Here is a 19,441-nt window from a genome sequence, read left to right on the forward strand (position 1 = left end):
AAAAAAACAATAATAGAGTTCTTATAAAATTTACATTTGTAACACAATATTTAAAAAAACATAAAAATAGACTGCTACATATGTAGCAGTCACAAATTATTAATTTTCAAATAATTTACTTATTGGCTCATCGTCATATATTCTTTTAATTGCTTCTGCAAATAGTGGTGCAACAGAAATAGATTTAAATTTATCTAATCCCTCTTTTTCTGGAAGTGGAATAGTATTTAGCATTACTAGTTCTTCAATTGCAGAATTATTTATTCTTTCAAATGCTGGCCCTGATAATACTCCATGAGTACAACAAGCATAAACATTCTTTGCTCCTAATTCTTTTAATGCATTTGCAGCATTTGCAATAGTTCCAGCAGTATCAATCATATCATCAATTAATATACATCTTTTCCCATCAACATCTCCGATAATATTCATTATCTCAGATACATTTGCCTTTGGTCTTCTCTTATCAATAATTGCAATTGGTGCATTTAATTTGTCAGCAAATTTTCTTGCTCTAGTAACACTACCTAAATCTGGTGATACAACAACTACGTCATCTTGATCACTAAATCCTTTATCAACAAAGCTCTTAGCTAATATTGGTGAACCTAATAAATGATCCACTGGTATGTTAAAGTATCCTTGAATTTGAGAAGCATGTAAATCCATTGTTAATACTCTATCTGCTCCTGCTGCTGTTAATATGTCTGCAACTAATTTTGCAGTAATTGGATCTCTTGATTTTGCCTTTCTATCTTGTCTAGCATATCCATAATACGGAATAACTGCAGTTATTCTACCTGCTGATGCTCTCTTAAAGGCATCTATCATTATTAATAGTTCCATTAAGTTATTATTAACTGGTGAACTAGTTGATTGTACTATAAATACATCTACACCTCTTACCGTTTCATTAATATCTACTGATATTTCACCATCACTAAAAGTTGAAACTTTCGCATTTCCTAGTGGTAGTCCTAGTAAATCAGCAATTTCTTTAGCTAGTTCAGGATGTGAATTCCCTGTAAATATTTTTATTTTTTTCCCATGAGATATCATAATTATGAGCCCCTCCTTAATTTACAATAACGTTTGCCATATTTATCTTATAGTTTAATATATATTATTTTTTATTAATAAGACCTTTTTTATCTACCCAACCTTCAATATTTCTTTGCTTAGCTCTCGCAACGGCTAATTCTCCGCTCTTTACATTATTAGTAATAGTTGAGCCAGCTGCAATGTAAGTATTATCTTCAACTGTAATAGGTGAAATTAAGTTTGTATTACATCCAATAAAACTGTTATTTCCTATGATAGTCTTATTCTTGTTTTTCCCATCATAATTAACAGTAACAGTTCCACATCCAAAATTACATCCTTCTCCCACCTCAGCATCTCCTACATATGTTAAATGAGATACCTTAGTATTATTGCCTATCGTAGATTTTTTTATTTCTACAAAATCACCGATTCTTACATTATTTCCGATGATAGATTCTGGACGAATATAAGCGAAAGGACCAACCGTTGTATTATTACCAACTTCACTTTCTAATATCACAGATGATTGTATATCTACACCTTCACCGATAATACTATTGTTTATTCTTGAATTTGGATATAGAACACAATTCCTACCTATTATTGTTCTTCCTTCAAGAACATTTCCTGGATATATTATGGTGTCTTGACCTATCTCTACATCAATACCAATATACGTTGTATTTGGATCAATTATAGTTACACCATTTTCTAAATGTTTATTATTTATTCTCTTTCTTAAAATAGCTTCAACTTCTGCAAGCTGAACTCTTGAGTTTACTCCTAGTGTCTCTTCATGATTTATTACAAGTGCTCCAACCTTCTCATCTTTTTCTTTTAGCATTCCAATTACATCTGTTAAATAATATTCACCCTGAGAATTATTATTAGAAAGATTTCCTAGACATTCAACTAAACTTTCAATTTCAAAGCAGTACATTCCAGAATTTATTTCTTTAACCTTTAGTTCTTCCTCATTACAATCCTTATGCTCAACTATCTTTAATACTTCATCTCCATCTCTTATGATTCTTCCATATCCTGAAGCATCATCTAAAATAGAAGTAAGTATAGTTGCACTATTTCCACTTTCCTTATGCGCCTTAAATAATTCTTCTATAGTTTCTTCTTCTATTAAAGGAGCATCCCCGTTAAAAACTGCAACCGTACCTTTTTTGTTTTTTAGAAAATCTATAGCACACTTAACAGCATGACCAGTACCTAATTGCTCTTCTTGTAATGAATAACTAACATTTCTTGATTCAGTATTCTTTTTTACTAATTCTGCACCTTTACCTACAATAACATTTATATCCTCTACATTCCCTTTTCTTAATGTATCAATTACATGATTAACCATCTCTTTACCACAAACTTTATGTAAAACTTTAGGTAAATCTGATTTAATTCTCTTTCCTTGACCTGCTGCTAATATCAGAGCACATCTATACATAAACTCACCTCTCTATAAAATTTAAGGATAAAATATAAATTTTATCCTAAAACGTTCGTGTATATTTCTTATATATTATATTGCATTAACTAAAGTATTTCAACACTTCAATAAAATTATAAAATGAGAGGAATATATACATGTATATATTCCTCTCATTTTAAGTTATTATTCATTTATAACAACGTTTTCTTCTTCTACTGCAGCCTCATAAGCCTTTAATATAGATGATTGAATTTTTTCCCTAGTATCTGTGTTTATTGGGTGGGCAATATCTTTAAATTCTCCATCCGGTGTTTTTCTACTTGGCATTGCAATAAATAAACCGTTTTGTCCTTCGATAACTTTAATATCATGAACAACGAATTCATTATCAAATGTTATAGAAACTATAGCTTTCATTTTTCCTTCTGCTGCTATTTTTCTAATTCTAACGTCTGTGATTGTCATTTCACTACACCTCCAGTTGCTTTATAATAATACTATTTCTATAAAAAGTTTAAAAATCCTTTTTTTTACTTAAATTTTTTTAAATTTTTCCATTATTTATTTGGTTATATATTTAAAGCAACTGAATTTGTGACTATTTTATAAAAGATGATGGTCTAACGTTAAGTTTTTCCTCTTCTTTATTGTATTCTAAATCAATAATTGAAATATAGTCAGTAGTTCTCTTATTTTCTATTCCAACATTATCAACAAGTACTCCTGTTCCAACTAATTCACTATCAAACTCTTTTAAAAGATCTTTAATTCCTTCAGCTGTTCCACCACCTCTTAAGAAGTCATCTATAAATACACACTTACTTGATGGTTTCATGCATTTTTTAGCTAATGCCATTTGCTGAATTCTTCCACTTGTACCTGACACATAATTAATTGTAACTGTTGGTCCTTCTGTAATTTTATTATCTTTTCTTATTATTACTAGTTCTATTCCAAGACTTTTAGCGACCTCATAAGCTAAAGGAATCCCCTTTGTTTCAACAGTAACTATATAATCTATATTCATATTTTGAAAGTGTGAAGCTAAAATAACCCCAGCTTTACTTACTATTTGTGGGTTATACATTATATCTGTTAAATAAACAAAATTTCCAGGTACAATTCTACCTTCTTCTAATAACGCTTCACATAATTCATTTGCAAACTCTTCTCTAGCTTGTTTACCCATTGAAGGAATAAACTTAATTCCTCCTGCTGCTCCTGAAATAGTTTCTATAGATCCCATCCCTAATTTTTCTAATACTTCTCTAACTATTACTATATCTTCACTAATAGTTGATTTAGCTGCATTTAAAAGTTCCGAAAATCTATTTAGTCCTATAACTTTATTAGGAGTTTCTATTAATATCTTTGTAATGGCTACAACTCTATTATTTCTACTTAATTTTTCCACTTTACTCACCTTCCTTATTTTCTCAAAAACACGAATTTTTTCAATTTATCTCACCCGAATATTCATATTTTATTCTATATTCATTACATTATCAATACTTTTTTAAGTTATTTATCAGTAATTCCTTATATAAGTTATTTTCTCTGTTTAATTATAAAAATTTATCTTTTTTCTTCCATTTGTAAACGCTTTATAAACACTTTTCTTCTTATATAATTTTGCTCTTTTTTTTGTAAAATATTTTATATATTTTTTATTTTTTGTGTTCAACCTAGCAAATTTGTATATAATTATAAATATATATTTAAATGAGAATCTAATTTTTAATTTAATCATATTTAAATTATGTATAATAGGTTAATTAAATATTAGAAACAAAAATCTCATATTATAATCATACAATAAAGGGGTTGATATATTGTCTTTTGATCTTAATTCAAGTAAAAATAGAAAAGTACATTTTATCGGGATTGGCGGGGTAAGCATGAGTGGACTTGCTGCCGTTTTATTAACAAAAGGATATAAAGTATCTGGATCTGACGCTAAAGAATCTGAAGTTTTAAATAAGCTTAGAGCGTCTGGTGCTGAAATTTACATAGGGCATAAAGGTGAAAATCTTAAAAATGTTGATTTAGTAGTATATACCGCTGCGGTTGCCTCTACTAACCCTGAAATAATTGAAGCAAAAAATAAAAATATAGAATTAATGGATAGAGCTGAATTTTTAGGCTATATAATGAAAGGTCATAAATACAATGTTGCTGTTGCTGGGACTCATGGAAAAACAACTACAACTTCTATGTTATCTCATATAACATTAAATGCAGACTTAGATCCTACAATCTTAGTTGGTGGGGATGTTGATGCTATTCATGGTAACTACAAAATTGGTGAAAGTGAATATTTCGTAACAGAAGCTTGTGAATATAAAGCATCATTTTTAAAATTCTATCCTTATATAGGGATAATTTTAAATATAGACGCAGATCATTTAGATTATTATAGAGATATAAATCACATTGAAGATACTTTTAAAAAGTTCTCTGATTTAATTCCATCTGATGGATATTTAGTTGGATGTGCTGAAGATCCTAGAGTATTAGAGGTTATTAATTATGCAAAATGTAATACTATGAGCTATGGTTTTACTAAAGGTGATGTAACTGCAACTAATATTTCATTTAATAATAAAGGATGTGCTACATTTACAGTTTGTAAAGACGGTCAAAATTTATTTGACGTAACATTAAGTACAACTGGAAAACATAATATACTTAATGCTCTTGCTACTATATGTACTTCTTTAATATTAAATATCCCTAAAGAATCTATAATTAGTGGATTAGCTGAGTGTAAGGGTGCTCATAAAAGATTTGAATATAAAGGTGAGTTCAATGGTGCTACTATAATAGATGATTATGCTCATCATCCTGTTGAGATAAAAGCAACATTATCTACAGCAAAACTTATTGAACACAATAAAACATACTGTGTATTCCAACCACATACTTATACTAGAACAAAAACGCTTTTTGATGAATTTACAACTTGTTTCTCTTCTGCTGATGAGTTAATCCTAATGGATATTTATGCTGCAAGAGAAAAGGATACAGGTTTAGTATCCTCTGATGAGCTTGGAGATGCTATAAGAAAAACTGGATTAAATTGCATAAATCTTCATAGTCATGAAGAAGTTGCTGATTATTTAGCATCAAAGGTTCACCCTAAAGATCTAATACTTACAGTAGGTGCTGGAGATGTTGTTAAAGTTGGCGACATACTTTTAAATAAAGCAAAAGAAAAATAACGAGGTGATTTTTATGGATTTATTAACTCAAATTAAAGCTTCAGCTGATTTTATTTTAAAAGAAAGTAAATACAAACCAGAAATAGGATTAATACTTGGTTCTGGATTAGGTTCATTAGCAGATACTATCGAAGATGCAGAGTATTATAACTATTCTGATATTCCTAATTTTCCTACATCAACTGTAGAAGGGCATGCTGGTAGATTAGTTATTGGTAAGCTTGGAAATAAACAAGTAGTTGCTATGCAAGGAAGATTCCATTACTATGAAGGATATTCTTTAGATAAAGTAACTTTCCCTGTAAGAGTGATGAAGTTATTAGGTGTTTCAAAGCTTATAGTTACAAATGCTGCTGGTGCTGTTAATAAAGATTTTAATGCTGGAGATTTAATGATTATTACTGATCATATTAACTTCTGTGGATCAAATCCTTTATTTGGACATAATCTTGATGAATTTGGACCTAGATTCCCTGATATGTCTGAAGCTTACAACTTAGAACTTAGAAATAAGGTTTTAGAAGCTGGTAAAGGGCTAGGAATAAAATTACAACAAGGAGTATATGTAATGTTCTCTGGACCTACTTACGAAACTCCTGCTGAAGTAAGATTTGCAAAAATTATGGGTGGAGACGCTGTTGGTATGTCAACTGTTCCAGAAGTAATTGTTGCAAACCACTGTGGTATTAAAACAGTTGGTATTTCTTGCTTAACAAATATGGCTGCTGGAATACTAGATCAACCTTTAAATCATGAAGAGGTTATCGAAACTTCTGCTAGAGTTAGAAATGACTTTATAAAATTAATGAATAGAGTAATTGAAGTAATATAAAAATAGTTAAAGCTACACACTTACTAGTGCGTAGCTTTAATAATTTAATCCCTTATTTATGATATAGTTCACTTTCAATTATTTTAAAACTATAATACCGTAATTTCTTTAGTAACAGTATTTAATACTTCACATCCATCTTTAGTTACAAGAACTAAGTCTTCAATTCTAACTCCTATATTATCCTTTAAGTAAATCCCTGGCTCAACAGAGAATATCATACCAGCTTTAACTTCATCATCATTTACAGAACTAACATTTCCGAAGTCATGAACTTCAATTCCTATACTGTGACCAGTTCTATGAGTGAAATATTCTCCATATCCAGCATCAGTAATTACATTTCTAGCTGCCTTATCAATATCAGAGAACTTAACGCCTTCCTTAATTATTGAAATTGCCTTTTCATTTGCATTCTTTACTATATTATAAACTTCAGCATGTTCTTTACTTGGCTCTTTACCTATAAATACAGTTCTAGTCATATCTGAGCAGTAATTTTTATATTTTCCTCCAATATCTAAAACTACACTATCTCCAACCTTTATTTTATCCTTACCTGTTCCATGATGTGGATCAGCACCATTAGGACTTGTCGCTATTATTGGTGAAAATGAAAAGCCTGATGCCCCTTCTTCTTCATAAATTTCATGTAAAAGATTTGCATAATACTTTTCTGAGAATCCTGCCTTTAAGTTCTTCCAAAGCTTTAACATTACTGCATCATTTATTTTAGAAGATTCTCTCATTATTTGAATTTCTTCTTCATCTTTTATCATTCTTAAAGTATCTATTATAGGTGATGAATTAACAAAAGCTTTTACAACATTTCTTCCCATAAGGTCTATTAAAAAATGTGATGGTAAATTTTTATCTACCCCTAGTACTTCACCTTTTCTCACTATATTAGCTAACCTATCTATTGGATTTTCTATATCATCATACCAAACTATTTCTACACCTAAATCCTCATTTATAGGAAACAATTTATTTACTATAAATTTATGATTTCCCTTAGAATCCAAATATAAAGCTATTAATCTTTCACCAGGATGGATCATCTTTCCTGTTAAATAAAATATAGACTCCATAGAAGTAACTATTAATTGTGGAATTTTATTTTCATCCATTTTTATTAATACTTCTCTAACTCTAGAATTCTTCATATGTAACACCTCCATATATTGCTTTTATATTCTAGTCTTTATAATAACTTAAAATTTTCATATTATCCATAATTTAATTTACTACTTTTATCGTTTTTTTTATTTATAGTGATATAATTATTTTATAATAATTTATCTCTATTTTTTGGTTATGACCATATAAATAGTCTAATTTTAAGAAAATTGGAGGATAATAAAATGAAATTGGCAGTTATATCAGATATTCATGGAAATATTTATGCACTAATGAAAGCTCTTGAAGATATAGATGAACAAAAAGTTGATAAAATAATTTGCTTAGGCGATTTAGTTGGATATGGCCCTCATCCAAATGAAGTTGTGGCATTAATTAAAAGACGAGAAATTCCTTGTATAAAAGGTAATTATGATGCCTCAGTAGTAGATGGTGACTATACCTATATTAGAAATACTGCAATAAACTCATTTGCACTACCTTGGGCAAGTAACGAAGTTAGAGTTTCAAATAAATACTTTTTAGATTCACTACCAACATCACTTAAATATACCTTTAATGAAGTTAACTTTCTATTTACTCATGGAAGTCCTAATGCAATTAATGATTACTTATTTGAAGATGCCGCTAACACAATAGAAGTTATGAATCAATTAGAAGATGATGTTTTAGTATGTGCTCATACTCATATACCTTGTGCAAAAAAATATGGAAACAAATTATTAATTAACGTTGGTAGTGTTGGAAAACCTAAAATAGGAAAACCTAATCCTACATATGCAATAATCGAAATTGAAGATAATGGAGAAGTTAAAGTTACATTTAGATATTTAGAATATGAATTTAAAAGAATAGTTAAAGATTGTACCATGTTAAACTTCCCCCCAGCCATTACATCTTCTTACGAAACCGGAAAAGAATAAACTTATAACTAAATTGTTCGTTAAAGCTTAAGTGCCGTGATGCCGAAAATTAATGATATTACCTCCAGGAATTAGTGTAATGTTCGTTAAGAATTTATATTGTTTTTTCCAGAAAAAGTCCTAAAGCTTCGAAGTTCACTATCGTTTACCTCAGCCTCTTAACGGACTTTTTCTTCCAAAAACAATTAAATTCTAGAACTTAATTACAATATTCCTTCCGATAATATCATTAATTTTTCTATATCACTAGCTTTTAAGCTAAAGGATACAATTTCCTGTGTAACCACCTTAAGAGTTAACGACTTCTGCTATATTTTATATAATAACTTGTTAACTTATAAATATATATTTTTAAATAAACTAAAAATATTAATATACAAATTAACTTTAATACAAGAAAAATTTGTAGCACAAAACATTAACTATAAAGTGGTGTCTTATAAGCAAACACATGTAAAAAGAAAAAAATGAAATATTAATTTGGAGGTATGATTGAAATTAAACCGTAGAATTTAATAATTGATGGAGTAAAGTTTGCGTTAAGTGAAGCTCTAAATCTTGATTTAGTTAGCTGAACTTACTCCTCTGAGCGATAGTGAAGAGTGAGTTTCATTTTAAAAGGAAGCACCTTCTCCTTGCGTCGAATGTGTAAGTTCGATTTACAAAATTGAAATTTTGAATCTCACTTAAGTTTAAAAACTTTAGCTAACTTTACGGAATCAATTATATAAATTCTAGGTGAAAATTTCACCATTACTGGAAAATAAATATTTCATTTTTTCGCTTCCATGTTGTGCGCAATATTATTCGATTATTGTTCCAACAATTCGTAGCTTTTTCAATATATCTTTTTCATCTTTATGACATGTTTCAAAATATTCTGTTAAATCTCTTCCTGCACTTAATCCATAATGATTCCCACCACTCCATTTTGACACACCAGTCACATCATACACTATTCCTCCAACTGAAATATATGACTTTGCTCCATTTTTTCCATTGTATTTAGCTAATTCACCTACTGTAAATACTCTTTGATGCTGTACTTTTTTTACTGTAGTTTTCAACTTATTCTTTTCCTCATCTAAGTATTCTGTTATTTCATCAAAAACCTTTTCCATTACCTTAATTATTGTTTCACAATACTCTTTTGGATATGTTTGCAGTAAATTTTTCAATTGATTAATTTCACAATATTTTTGTTGCAAGAAATCTTTTTTAATCATTATTTCCTCCAAAAAACATTCTTTAAATATATATTATGAAATTAAGTTGCAAATGTTAGTAAAGTGTTGTAAAATCGTATTAATAAAATCTCAAAATTTTACTGACTATGATGAGAAGAGTAACTTTTGAAGGTAGTTTTAGCGAGTAAGGGATGGTGTAAGCCTTATACGAAATCAACTGTGAAGAACATCTCTGAGTTTCTAACTGAACAAGTGAAAAAGGATTCATCTTTTCCTATGGTCAAGATGTAAGTTCGACTAACCAAATTTAAATTTGGAGTCTCACTTAATTAGGCTTAGACGGCTAAATGTCGTTATTAATTTACTAAGTGGCCTTTTTTAGGCAATTTGGGTGGTACCACGTAAGTAATTCCTTTCGTCCCATTTATATGGGATGAAGGGATTTTTTTATTGCTTTTATTTAAATTTGAAAATAATAAAAATATTTTTTAACAGGAGGTTATTATGAAAAACGTAGTTTTAGTAAAATCACTTTATAGAAATACTGATGAATACTTATCTAAAGAAATCACAATTTCTGGATGGATAAGAACTTTAAGAGCTTCTAATGCATTTGGGTTTATCGAAGTAAATGATGGTTCTTTCTTTAAAAATATTCAAGTTGTTTTTGATAACAAATTAGAAAACTTTAAGGATATTGCTAAATTACCAATTAGCTCATCAATAAAAGTTGTTGGTACTTTAGTTCCAACACCAGAAGCTAAGCAACCATTTGAAATTCAAGCAAAAGAAGTTATTATCGAAGGAATGTCTGATTCTGATTATCCACTACAAAAGAAAAGACATACATTTGAATACTTAAGAACAATTGCTCACTTAAGACCAAGAAGTAACGCTTTCTCAGCTGTATTTAGAGTTCGTTCCGTTGCTGCTTATGCTATTCACAAGTTCTTCCAAGACCAAGGCTTTGTATATACAAATACACCAATCTTAACTGGAAGTGACTGTGAAGGTGCAGGTGAAATGTTTAAAGTTACTACTTTAGACTTTGACAATGTTCCAAGAACTGAAGATGGAAGTGTTGATTACAAAGAAGATTTCTTTGGTAAAGAAACTAACCTTACAGTTTCTGGACAATTAAATGCAGAAACATTTGCTTTAGCATTTAGAAATGTTTATACTTTCGGTCCAACTTTCAGAGCTGAAAACTCAAATACAGCTAGACATGCTGCTGAATTCTGGATGGTTGAGCCTGAAATAGCATTTGCTGATTTACAAGATGATATGGAATTAGCAGAAGGAATGTTAAAATACGTAATTAAATACGTTATGGATGAATGTCCAGAAGAAATGGCATTCTTTAACCAATTCGTTGAAAAAGGTCTATTAGATAAATTAAATCATATTGTAACTTCTGATTTTGGAAAAGTTACTTATACTGAAGCAGTTGAAATGTTAAAGAACTGTGGTAAGACATTCGAATATCCAGTTGAATGGGGAGTTGATCTTCAAACTGAACATGAAAGATATTTAACTGAAGAAATATTTAAGAGACCAGTATTCGTTACTGACTATCCAAAAGATATTAAAGCATTCTATATGAGACTTAACGATGATGGAAAGACTGTTGCAGCAACTGACTGCTTAGTTCCTGGTATAGGTGAAATCATCGGTGGTAGCCAAAGAGAAGAAAGACTTGATGTTTTAAAAGCTAGAATGGCTGAATTAGGTCTTAAAGAAGAAGATTACTGGTGGTATTTAGAACTTAGAAAATACGGAGAAACTAAGCATGCTGGATTTGGACTAGGATTCGAAAGATTAATAATGTACATTACTGGTATGTCAAATATCAGAGACGTTATACCATTCCCAAGAACTACTGGTCAATCTGACTTCTAAAATTTAAACAAAGAGCTAGCAAGCATAAAATCGCTAGCTCTTTATTTACTTAAAATTATTTTTGAATTTTTATATTTATCTGAATAAAAATTTACGATTAGGTACATAATTATAATGTAAATATAAAACCTGTAATACACAGGTTCCCATCCCCCCATTATAAAAAAAAGCGCGCAAGCGCTTTTTTTTATATGAAAAAGAGATATTAATTTTATAAAAACAAATTAATATCCTTAAAAAAACTTATCCTATAACCACTATCTCTCCTGTATCTAAGCTCTTCTTCACATCAATTACTCTTTGATTACTTGAGCCCTTATACTTTAATCCTTCTTTTTTATTCATTATTTCAAACTTTCCATCAACTAATACATCTATATTATTTAAAAGTTCTCTAATTGCTGTATCTACCTTCATGACTTCTAAAAGTTTTTCAAATGTATATCCTGTATAGCACCATATATTTAAATTAGAGTTCTTAAATGCTTTTGCCATATAGGCAAAACTGTGAGCTTGCTCTATTGGATCTCCTCCACTGAATGTTACTCCTTTTAACATAGGATTATCTAAAACATCCTTTATTAACTTATCCATATCCATAATTTCTCCATCATCAAAACTATGTGTTTCTGGATTAAAGCAACCTTCACACTTATGTTTACATCCTTGTGCAAAAAATACCCTTCTCATTCCAGGTCCATTTACTAAACTTTCATAAGCTATTCCTGCTAATCTCACAGTTTTATTCATTTTTAACAAACCTCCAAAAGCATTATAATTTTATGCTTTATAGTAATTAATTAAGCATCCTTTTAATATAATTTCTCTTTCATCATCTGTAAGTTCGCCTAATTTTAATTCAAATTCTTTCATTGATTTATTAACTACATATGCCTTTATAGAAGTCTTCTTTTCTTTAATTGCTTCTATTATATTAGGTACAAACAAATAGTCTCCATTATCAAAACATATCTCTTCCTTAAGAACAAACGGAAGCATACCCCAATTTATTAAATTAGAACGATATCTTTTTGTAGCATACTCTTTAGCTATATTAGCCCATCCACCTAATACTTTTTGACATGATGCAGCTTGCTCACGTGCTGATCCATCACCAGGTTTAACAGCATAAATAGTACTTCCTATTCCTGTATTTTCATTATTAACATCAGTAAACACTTCTTTAATTGAAGTAAATATAGAGCCTAACTCATTAACAGCATCAATTGGTGATTCATTTTCTATTCTTGCTTTTTCAGCTTTTTGAATCTCCTTAGCTCTTCCAACATATGCTGGATCTTTACGTGATAAAGTAAATTCGGCTAAACCTAATGGATTAGAACGATATGATGAAGTTTCACCTGATGGAATAAGTTCATCAGTTGTAGTAACTGGATCATGAATCACAGAAACTACCTTTAATAATAAATTATCAGTTAAAGCTGACATTTTAGGCCAATCCACTATATTAGGACCAAATTTAATTTCTACTGATGGATCTGCTTTTCCTACACCATCATAAACGCGATTTTCATATATAGATTTATCAAAATAATATTTTGGCTTTGTAAAATTAACATCTATATCAGTTGCAGCTATTAAATACCCCTTATTAGCAGCTGTTGCCGCAATAGATCTAGCATCCATTAATGCAACTGATGCAATTTGTCCATTAGTTATCTTTGACCCTTCTCTATTAGGGAAATTTCTTGTTGAATGACGTATACTTAATCCGTTATTTGCTGGAACATCTCCTGCTCCAAAGCAAGGACCACAGAAGGCTGTACGCACAGTAGCACCTGTAGCCATAATATCTGCAATTCTACCATTCTTAACAAGTTCCATAAATACTGGCTGAGATGCTGGGTAAACACTTAATGAAAATTCATCACTACCTATTGAAGTTCCTCTTAAAATATCTGCTGCATCACATATATTTTCAAATCCTCCACCTGCACATCCTGCAATTACACCTTGTTCAACATAAAGCTTACCATTATGAATTTTATCTCTTAATGTAAATTTAACTTTATTATCTAAACTAATTCCGGCCTTCTTTTCAACATCAGCTAATATATCATTTAGATTTGAATTTAATTCTTCTATACTATAAACATTACTTGGATGGAAAGGCATAGCTATCATTGGCTTAACCTTAGCTAAATCAACATAAATCATTCCATCATAGTATGCTACACTTCCTGGATTTAATTCCTTATATTCATCTACTCTTCCATGAATATCATAGAACTCTTTTATCTTATTATCAGTTTTCCATATAGATGATAAACATGTTGTTTCTGTAGTCATAACATCAATACCTATTCTAAAATCAGCACTTAAGTTATCAACTCCGTCACCTATAAATTCCATTACTTTATTATTAACATATCCATTTGCAAAAACTGCCCCAATTATAGCTAAAGCAACGTCTTGTGGTCCAACACCCTTTTGAGGTGAACCTGTTAAATATACACCTACTACCTCTGGTCTATTGATATCGTAAGTTTTGCATAATAATTGTTTAACTATCTCAGGACCACCTTCTCCAATTGCCATGGTTCCTAAAGCACCATAACGCGTATGGCTATCAGATCCTAATATCATTTTTCCACAACCAGCTAACATCTCTCTAGCAAATTGGTGAATTACTGCCTGATGTGGTGGTACATATATTCCACCATATTTCTTTGCACATGAAAGTCCAAACATATGATCATCTTCGTTTATTGTTCCTCCAACTGCACATAAGCTATTATGACAATTTGTTAAAGCATATGGTACAGGGAACTTTTCTAATCCTGATGCTCTTGCTGTTTGAATTATTCCCACAAAAGTAATGTCATGAGATGCCAATTTATCAAATTTTATTTTTAGTTTGTCCATGTTTTCTGATGTATTATGTTCTTTTAAGATGTTATAGGCAATAGTATTTTTTTTAGCCTTCTCTTTACTTGGATAACTGTTTCCAAGTTTATTTTTTAATATTAAATTAATTTCATTACAATCTTCTACTATCTCCCTATTATTAATAAGGTAAACACCATTTGAAAATAACTTTATCATCTTTAATTCTCCTTACCCTTTTCTTTATTTAGTCGCTTGTATTCTTTATAAAGCTTAACTAATTCCTTATCAAATAATGTTCTCTTTAATCTAACAGAAGCAGCTCTTACCATTTCTAGTATTCCCTTTGCCTCTTCATCATTTAATTCAATATTGTATTCCTTAAACTTATTTATTATCCCAGCTTTACCTGAATGCTTTCCTATAACAATTTGTCTTTGTAATCCAACAACATCTGGATCAAATGCCTCGTAAGTTTTTGGATTTTTTATTGCTCCATCAGCATGTATTCCTGACTCATGAGCGAACATATTATCTCCAACAATAGCTTTCCAAATAGGAAGTTCTCTTCCTGATGCTTGTGCAACATACTCTGAAACTTCTCTAAACATCTTTGTATTTACATCAGCTTTATAACCATAAACGTACATAAGAGCCATTAATACTTCTTCTAAAGCTGCATTTCCTGCTCTTTCCCCAAGTCCATTTACAGTTAAACCAACATGACTTGCTCCTCCTAATATACCTGCAATAGCATTTGCTGTAGCCATTCCAAAATCATTGTGAGTATGCATTTCTATATCAAAGCCTGTTTTTTTGTATAAGTCCTCAATATTTTTTCTTATAGAAAATGGTTCCATTATTCCAACTGTATCACAATATCTAAACCTATCAGCTCCTGCTTTCTTAGCTTCATTAATAAATTTCACTAAGAATTCATTATCAGCCCTTGATGCATCTTCACCATTTACAGATACATATAAACCATTTTTCTTTGCAAACTCAACGGATTTAATCATATTTTCTAATACCCATTCTCTTGATGTTCTAAGCTTATGTTTAATATGAATATCAGATACTGATACTGAAATTGCTACTGCATCAACTCCACAATCTATAGATTCTTCAATATCACTAATAACAGCTCTATTCCAAGCCATTATGCTTTTTCTACCATTATTTCTTTTTACAATTTGCTTAATTGCTTCTTTTTCATCTCCACCCATAGTAGGAATTCCTACTTCTAGTTGATCAACCCCAAGATCACTTAACATATCTGCAATAATTAATTTTTCTTCATTTGCAAAAACAACTCCTGCAGTTTGCTCCCCATCTCTAAGAGTCGTATCGACTATATAGATTTTTCTGTCTTCATTGACATTTGTAATAGCCATTTTTTTGCCCCCTTTATTTTGTATATATTTTTAAAATGCTTTTATAATTTGATTTATAAAAAATAGAGGTAAGTTTATACCTCTTCGTTTTTATATACCTTTTTTTACCATAATATCATAATTATAATAATTTCTCAATAAAAAGCTAATATTTTTTTCTAACAATTGCAAGTTTTTTATTTTCCACTTCATTTTAAAAGAATATAATTACTCTTATACTCATTATACTTTCAAATTTTGCAACTATTTTTACTACTCCTTCATTTTATGCAATAAACCTTCATATCTGCCATATGACTATAACTTATATGAAGGTTTTACATTTATTTATAGTATTTCATAATTATTTTTGTAACTTCCAGTATGAGATCTTCTATCAATTCTCTCTTTATATTTTCCTGGTCCAAATCTTTCATCAAAACTTAAATATCCAGTTACTCTTGAAATCCCCTGTATATCTCTACTATTACACTTAGGACATTTACTCTCATTACTTAATAATGTTTCACCACAATCTTTACAGTACCTAATATGAAAATTTATACCTATATAGCTTATATTAGTGTGTTTGTATGCATAATTTATTATATCCATTATATTTTCTGGCGAAGGTGAATCATCTACTTCTATATATGAAATATGCCCTGCATTGCAAAGCTTATGGTATGGTGCTTCTATATCAATCTTATCTTTTATTGATATATTATAATTTACAGGAATATGAAAACTATTTGTATAATACTCCTTATCTGTTACCCCTTTTATTATTCCAAATATCTTTTTATCATGTTTTATAAATTTTCCTGATAACCCTTCTGCTGGTGTTGCATAACAACTCCAATTAAGTTTAGTTTCTTCTACTAGTTTATCTGTATATTCTCTTATAAATCCAATTATTCTCAATCCTAATTCTCTAGCTTCTTGTGATTCTCCATGATGACATCCCAATAAAGAATATAACGTTTCTGCCAAACCAATAAATCCAATTCCCCATGTTCCTTGTTTAAGTATTGGTTCAATTGAATCTTCAGCTTCTAATCTTTCTGAACCTTTCATAAGTCCCTGTCCAGCTACAAATGGTAAATCTTTAACCCTTAAGTTTTTAAGAACACTATACCTATGAAGTAACGCTTCTTTTGCTAATACTAATCTATCTTCTAATATCTCAAAAAATTTATTTATATCTTTATTAGCTTCTATTCCTATACGAGGTAGATTAATAGTTATTGGTGCTATATTTCCTCTTCCTTTACACCCTGGTTCTCCATTAACATTTTTCATTAAATATGTTCGACATCCCATTGTTGCTGGAATATATCCTTGGACGTAATATTCCTTATTAAAATCTGCATCTATATTCATAAATGTAGGATTCATTCTTTTTGATGCTACTTCACAAGCTAATTTATATAAATAATAATAAGGATCTTCTATTTCTCTATTTATTCCCTTCTTCACTCTAAAAATTATATTAGGGAATATTGGTTGTTCACCTTTTCCTAATCCCTTTTCATATTCTTTTAAAAATATCTCACATACTAAGGCTGCATCTTTAGAATTTGGTATACCTAAATTTATAGAAGAAAAAGGTACTTGTGATCCAGCACGGGAATGCATAGTGTTTAAATTATATACAATCCCTTGCATAGCTTGGTGTACTCGTGATTTTAATTTTTCTTCTACTATTATTTCTAACTTTTCACCTTCAATTCCATAAGAGATTAATTCTTCCCTTATTTCTTTTCTTGTTGGCTCAATAAATTCAGCCATATCATTATCAAAATCTGGGTGTGACTGACCTCCAAACATATCATTTTGAGTAGATTGAAGTAATATACAAGATAATTCCGCAGCAGTCTCTATACGCTTAGGCGGTTTTATAGTTCCATATCCAGTATTAAAACCTCTTTTTAATATCTCTCCTGTAGGGATATGAAGACAATTTATAGTTAAATTATAAGAATCAAGGTCATGGAAATAAACTTCACCGACTTCATGTGCTTTTGCTAAATATTTAGGCATATTATAAAGATTATGCCACTTGTTAGACTCTGAAGCTATTCTTAATAACTTAGAACTAAAATTATTTCCAACATTAGCATTATCTCTATCAGTTTCTATTCCTATTTTTTCAATTGCCTTCATTAAATCTGATTTAATCTCTCTAACCCTAGTTCTTTCTCTTCTATAAGAAGAGTATGCTCTTTGAATATTTTTATGATTACTATCAATTAAGGCCTTTTCAACCAAATTTTGTACTTCTTCTACTGATACCTTCTCTTTTTTTGCAACTTCAATATACTCAATAATTCTTTGTATACATTCTAATATTTGATCTTCTCTTAACTGCTCTCCAACTTCGTCACTTGCCTTTCTTATTGCATTAACGATTTTATTTCTATCAAATTTAACCTCTCTTCCATCCCGTTTTACTACATATAGCAAAATAACCGCCTCCTACAAATCCACACTATATATTGTATATTATATGTATCAAACACAATATATAGTATATAATTCTATTTGAACTTTTATTCCCCTTCAAATTTTGGATAAAATTTGAATAAAAAATATTATCAATAGTGATAATGATTTTTCTTTATCACTATTGATAATATTATCTAATATGATATACTGAATTTATATAATTAAATTTTTGGAGGATTTTTTATGCAAAAAATTGCTTTAATAACAGATAGCGCATGTGATCTTGATTTAAATACATTAAAAGAAAATAACATAAATTTATTACCACTTAGAATAATTTATTCTAATAGTGATTATAGAGATAGAATAGATATTTCACCTCAAGAGGTATATGATAACTTAGAAAAAGAAGTTCCTAAAACTTCTTTACCAAGTGCTCAAGAAACTGAAGAAATTTTAAATAAATTAGAAGAAGAAGGATATACTCATGTAATTTGTATTTCAATTTCTAGTGGTCTTTCTGGAAGCTTTAATGCTCTAAGATTAGCTTTAGAAGATCATCCAAAACTTACTTCTTTTGTTTACGACTCAAAAATACTAGCTTATCCTCAAGGAGAAATAGTTTTAGAAGTTGCTAAACTTATAAAAGAAGGTAAAAGTTATGAAGAAATAGTTAGAGAAATACCTGAGATAAGAAAAAGAGTCATTGGCTACTTTACTATTAATACATTAGAATATTTAAAAAGAGGTGGAAGAATTGGTAGACTTGCAGGAACTGTTGGTGAATTACTAAATCTTAAGCCTATAATAACTACAGACGAAGATGGTGTTTATTATAATGTTGCAAAAGTAAGAGGTAGAAAACAATCTTTATCAAAAATGACTGAATTATTAAAAGGATATTTAGCTAAAGGTAAATGCGAGGTTGCCGTTTTACACGCAGGTTGTGAGGATGAAGCTATTAAATATATGAATTCACTTAAAGATTTAACAAATGTAGTCTCTATAAAAATTGCAGAAATAAGTCCTGCTCTTGGTATTCATGGTGGTCCTGGATTAATAGGATTTTCTGTAAAGATGGTTAAATAA

General features: G+C 29.7%; 15 protein-coding genes and 1 other annotated feature. Of the genes, 5 read left to right on the forward strand and 10 right to left on the reverse strand.

Going from position 1 to position 19,441, the window contains the following annotated elements; translation table 11 throughout:
• Positions 1–99 precede the first annotated feature (99 nt).
• From I2E98_RS09785 to purR, 4 genes are all read right to left on the reverse strand, one after another.
• Positions 100–1,059, reverse strand: a complete 960-nt coding sequence (locus I2E98_RS09785) for a ribose-phosphate diphosphokinase (protein WP_195468735.1) — start codon at positions 1,057–1,059, stop codon at positions 100–102.
• 64 nt (positions 1,060–1,123) lie between these two features.
• Positions 1,124–2,497: a bifunctional UDP-N-acetylglucosamine diphosphorylase/glucosamine-1-phosphate N-acetyltransferase GlmU gene (glmU, locus tag I2E98_RS09790; protein ID WP_195468736.1), complete on the reverse strand. Its 1,374-nt coding sequence runs from the start codon at positions 2,495–2,497 to the stop codon at positions 1,124–1,126.
• A gap of 168 nt (positions 2,498–2,665) precedes the next feature.
• On the reverse strand, positions 2,666–2,947 hold the full coding sequence (gene spoVG / locus I2E98_RS09795; RefSeq protein WP_195468737.1) for a septation regulator SpoVG: 282 nt from the start codon (positions 2,945–2,947) through the stop codon (positions 2,666–2,668).
• A gap of 133 nt (positions 2,948–3,080) precedes the next feature.
• Complete coding sequence (purR, locus tag I2E98_RS09800; RefSeq protein WP_195468738.1) at positions 3,081–3,896, reverse strand: pur operon repressor; 816 nt, start codon at positions 3,894–3,896, stop codon at positions 3,081–3,083.
• 418 nt (positions 3,897–4,314) lie between these two features.
• Here purR and murC point away from each other — a divergent pair, with 418 nt between their 5' ends.
• Positions 4,315–5,703: a UDP-N-acetylmuramate--L-alanine ligase gene (gene murC, locus I2E98_RS09805; RefSeq protein ID WP_195468739.1), complete on the forward strand. Its 1,389-nt coding sequence runs from the start codon at positions 4,315–4,317 to the stop codon at positions 5,701–5,703.
• 13 nt (positions 5,704–5,716) lie between these two features.
• Positions 5,717–6,535: a purine-nucleoside phosphorylase gene (locus I2E98_RS09810; RefSeq protein ID WP_195468740.1), complete on the forward strand. Its 819-nt coding sequence runs from the start codon at positions 5,717–5,719 to the stop codon at positions 6,533–6,535.
• A gap of 89 nt (positions 6,536–6,624) precedes the next feature.
• Here the strand turns inward: I2E98_RS09810 and I2E98_RS09815 are convergent, their stop codons facing one another.
• The gene (locus tag I2E98_RS09815) at positions 6,625–7,701 is read right to left on the reverse strand and encodes a Xaa-Pro peptidase family protein (RefSeq protein WP_195468741.1); all 1,077 of its coding nucleotides are present in this window, start codon (positions 7,699–7,701) and stop codon (positions 6,625–6,627) included.
• A gap of 198 nt (positions 7,702–7,899) precedes the next feature.
• On the opposite strand from I2E98_RS09815, the gene I2E98_RS09820 reads away from it, so the two are divergent.
• Complete coding sequence (locus tag I2E98_RS09820; RefSeq protein ID WP_195468742.1) at positions 7,900–8,598, forward strand: metallophosphoesterase family protein; 699 nt, start codon at positions 7,900–7,902, stop codon at positions 8,596–8,598.
• Positions 8,599–9,401: 803 nt separating this feature from the next.
• On the opposite strand, the gene I2E98_RS09825 is transcribed toward I2E98_RS09820, so the two are convergent.
• Complete coding sequence (locus tag I2E98_RS09825) at positions 9,402–9,824, reverse strand: cytochrome b5 domain-containing protein (RefSeq protein WP_195468743.1); 423 nt, start codon at positions 9,822–9,824, stop codon at positions 9,402–9,404.
• A gap of 98 nt (positions 9,825–9,922) precedes the next feature.
• Positions 9,923–10,211 (forward strand) — a binding site (T-box leader).
• Positions 10,212–10,289: 78 nt separating this feature from the next.
• Between I2E98_RS09825 and asnS the strand changes: the two genes are divergently transcribed.
• Positions 10,290–11,684, forward strand: a complete 1,395-nt coding sequence (gene asnS / locus I2E98_RS09830; protein WP_195468744.1) for an asparagine--tRNA ligase — start codon at positions 10,290–10,292, stop codon at positions 11,682–11,684.
• Between the two features lie 243 nt (positions 11,685–11,927).
• Here the strand turns inward: asnS and nrdG are convergent, their stop codons facing one another.
• From nrdG to nrdD, 4 genes are all read right to left on the reverse strand, one after another.
• Entirely contained in the window at positions 11,928–12,434 is a 507-nt protein-coding gene (gene nrdG, locus I2E98_RS09835; RefSeq protein WP_195468745.1) for an anaerobic ribonucleoside-triphosphate reductase activating protein, read from the reverse strand.
• 30 nt (positions 12,435–12,464) lie between these two features.
• On the reverse strand, positions 12,465–14,750 hold the full coding sequence (locus I2E98_RS09840; protein ID WP_195468746.1) for a hydratase: 2,286 nt from the start codon (positions 14,748–14,750) through the stop codon (positions 12,465–12,467).
• A 2-nt stretch (positions 14,751–14,752) separates the two neighbouring features.
• The gene (gene nifV, locus I2E98_RS09845) at positions 14,753–15,925 is read right to left on the reverse strand and encodes a homocitrate synthase (RefSeq protein ID WP_195468747.1); all 1,173 of its coding nucleotides are present in this window, start codon (positions 15,923–15,925) and stop codon (positions 14,753–14,755) included.
• A gap of 327 nt (positions 15,926–16,252) precedes the next feature.
• Positions 16,253–18,370 carry an anaerobic ribonucleoside-triphosphate reductase gene (gene nrdD / locus I2E98_RS09850; RefSeq protein WP_195468748.1) on the reverse strand — a complete coding sequence of 706 codons (2,118 nt, stop codon included), beginning with the start codon at positions 18,368–18,370 and terminating at the stop codon, positions 16,253–16,255.
• A gap of 225 nt (positions 18,371–18,595) precedes the next feature.
• On the opposite strand from nrdD, the gene I2E98_RS09855 reads away from it, so the two are divergent.
• On the forward strand, positions 18,596–19,441 hold the full coding sequence (locus tag I2E98_RS09855; protein WP_195468749.1) for a DegV family protein: 846 nt from the start codon (positions 18,596–18,598) through the stop codon (positions 19,439–19,441).

Source organism: Clostridium sp. D43t1_170807_H7 (genome assembly GCF_015555905.1).
Taxonomy (GTDB): Bacteria; Bacillota; Clostridia; order Clostridiales; family Clostridiaceae; genus Clostridium.

Bases quoted from the DNA above. Each gene is read 5' to 3' on its own strand.
- nifV (WP_195468747.1), bottom strand. From the start codon at position 15,925: ATGGCTATTACAAATGTCAATGAAGACAGAAAAATCTATATAGTCGAT.
- I2E98_RS09785 (WP_195468735.1), bottom strand. From the start codon at position 1,059: ATGATATCTCATGGGAAAAAAATAAAAATATTTACAGGGAATTCACAT.
- I2E98_RS09825 (WP_195468743.1), bottom strand. From the start codon at position 9,824: ATGATTAAAAAAGATTTCTTGCAACAAAAATATTGTGAAATTAATCAA.
- nrdG (WP_195468745.1), bottom strand. From the start codon at position 12,434: ATGAATAAAACTGTGAGATTAGCAGGAATAGCTTATGAAAGTTTAGTA.
- glmU (WP_195468736.1), bottom strand. From the start codon at position 2,497: ATGTATAGATGTGCTCTGATATTAGCAGCAGGTCAAGGAAAGAGAATT.
- I2E98_RS09810 (WP_195468740.1), top strand. From the start codon at position 5,717: ATGGATTTATTAACTCAAATTAAAGCTTCAGCTGATTTTATTTTAAAA.
- asnS (WP_195468744.1), top strand. From the start codon at position 10,290: ATGAAAAACGTAGTTTTAGTAAAATCACTTTATAGAAATACTGATGAA.
- I2E98_RS09815 (WP_195468741.1), bottom strand. From the start codon at position 7,701: ATGAAGAATTCTAGAGTTAGAGAAGTATTAATAAAAATGGATGAAAAT.
- I2E98_RS09855 (WP_195468749.1), top strand. From the start codon at position 18,596: ATGCAAAAAATTGCTTTAATAACAGATAGCGCATGTGATCTTGATTTA.
- I2E98_RS09820 (WP_195468742.1), top strand. From the start codon at position 7,900: ATGAAATTGGCAGTTATATCAGATATTCATGGAAATATTTATGCACTA.
- spoVG (WP_195468737.1), bottom strand. From the start codon at position 2,947: ATGACAATCACAGACGTTAGAATTAGAAAAATAGCAGCAGAAGGAAAA.
- I2E98_RS09840 (WP_195468746.1), bottom strand. From the start codon at position 14,750: ATGATAAAGTTATTTTCAAATGGTGTTTACCTTATTAATAATAGGGAG.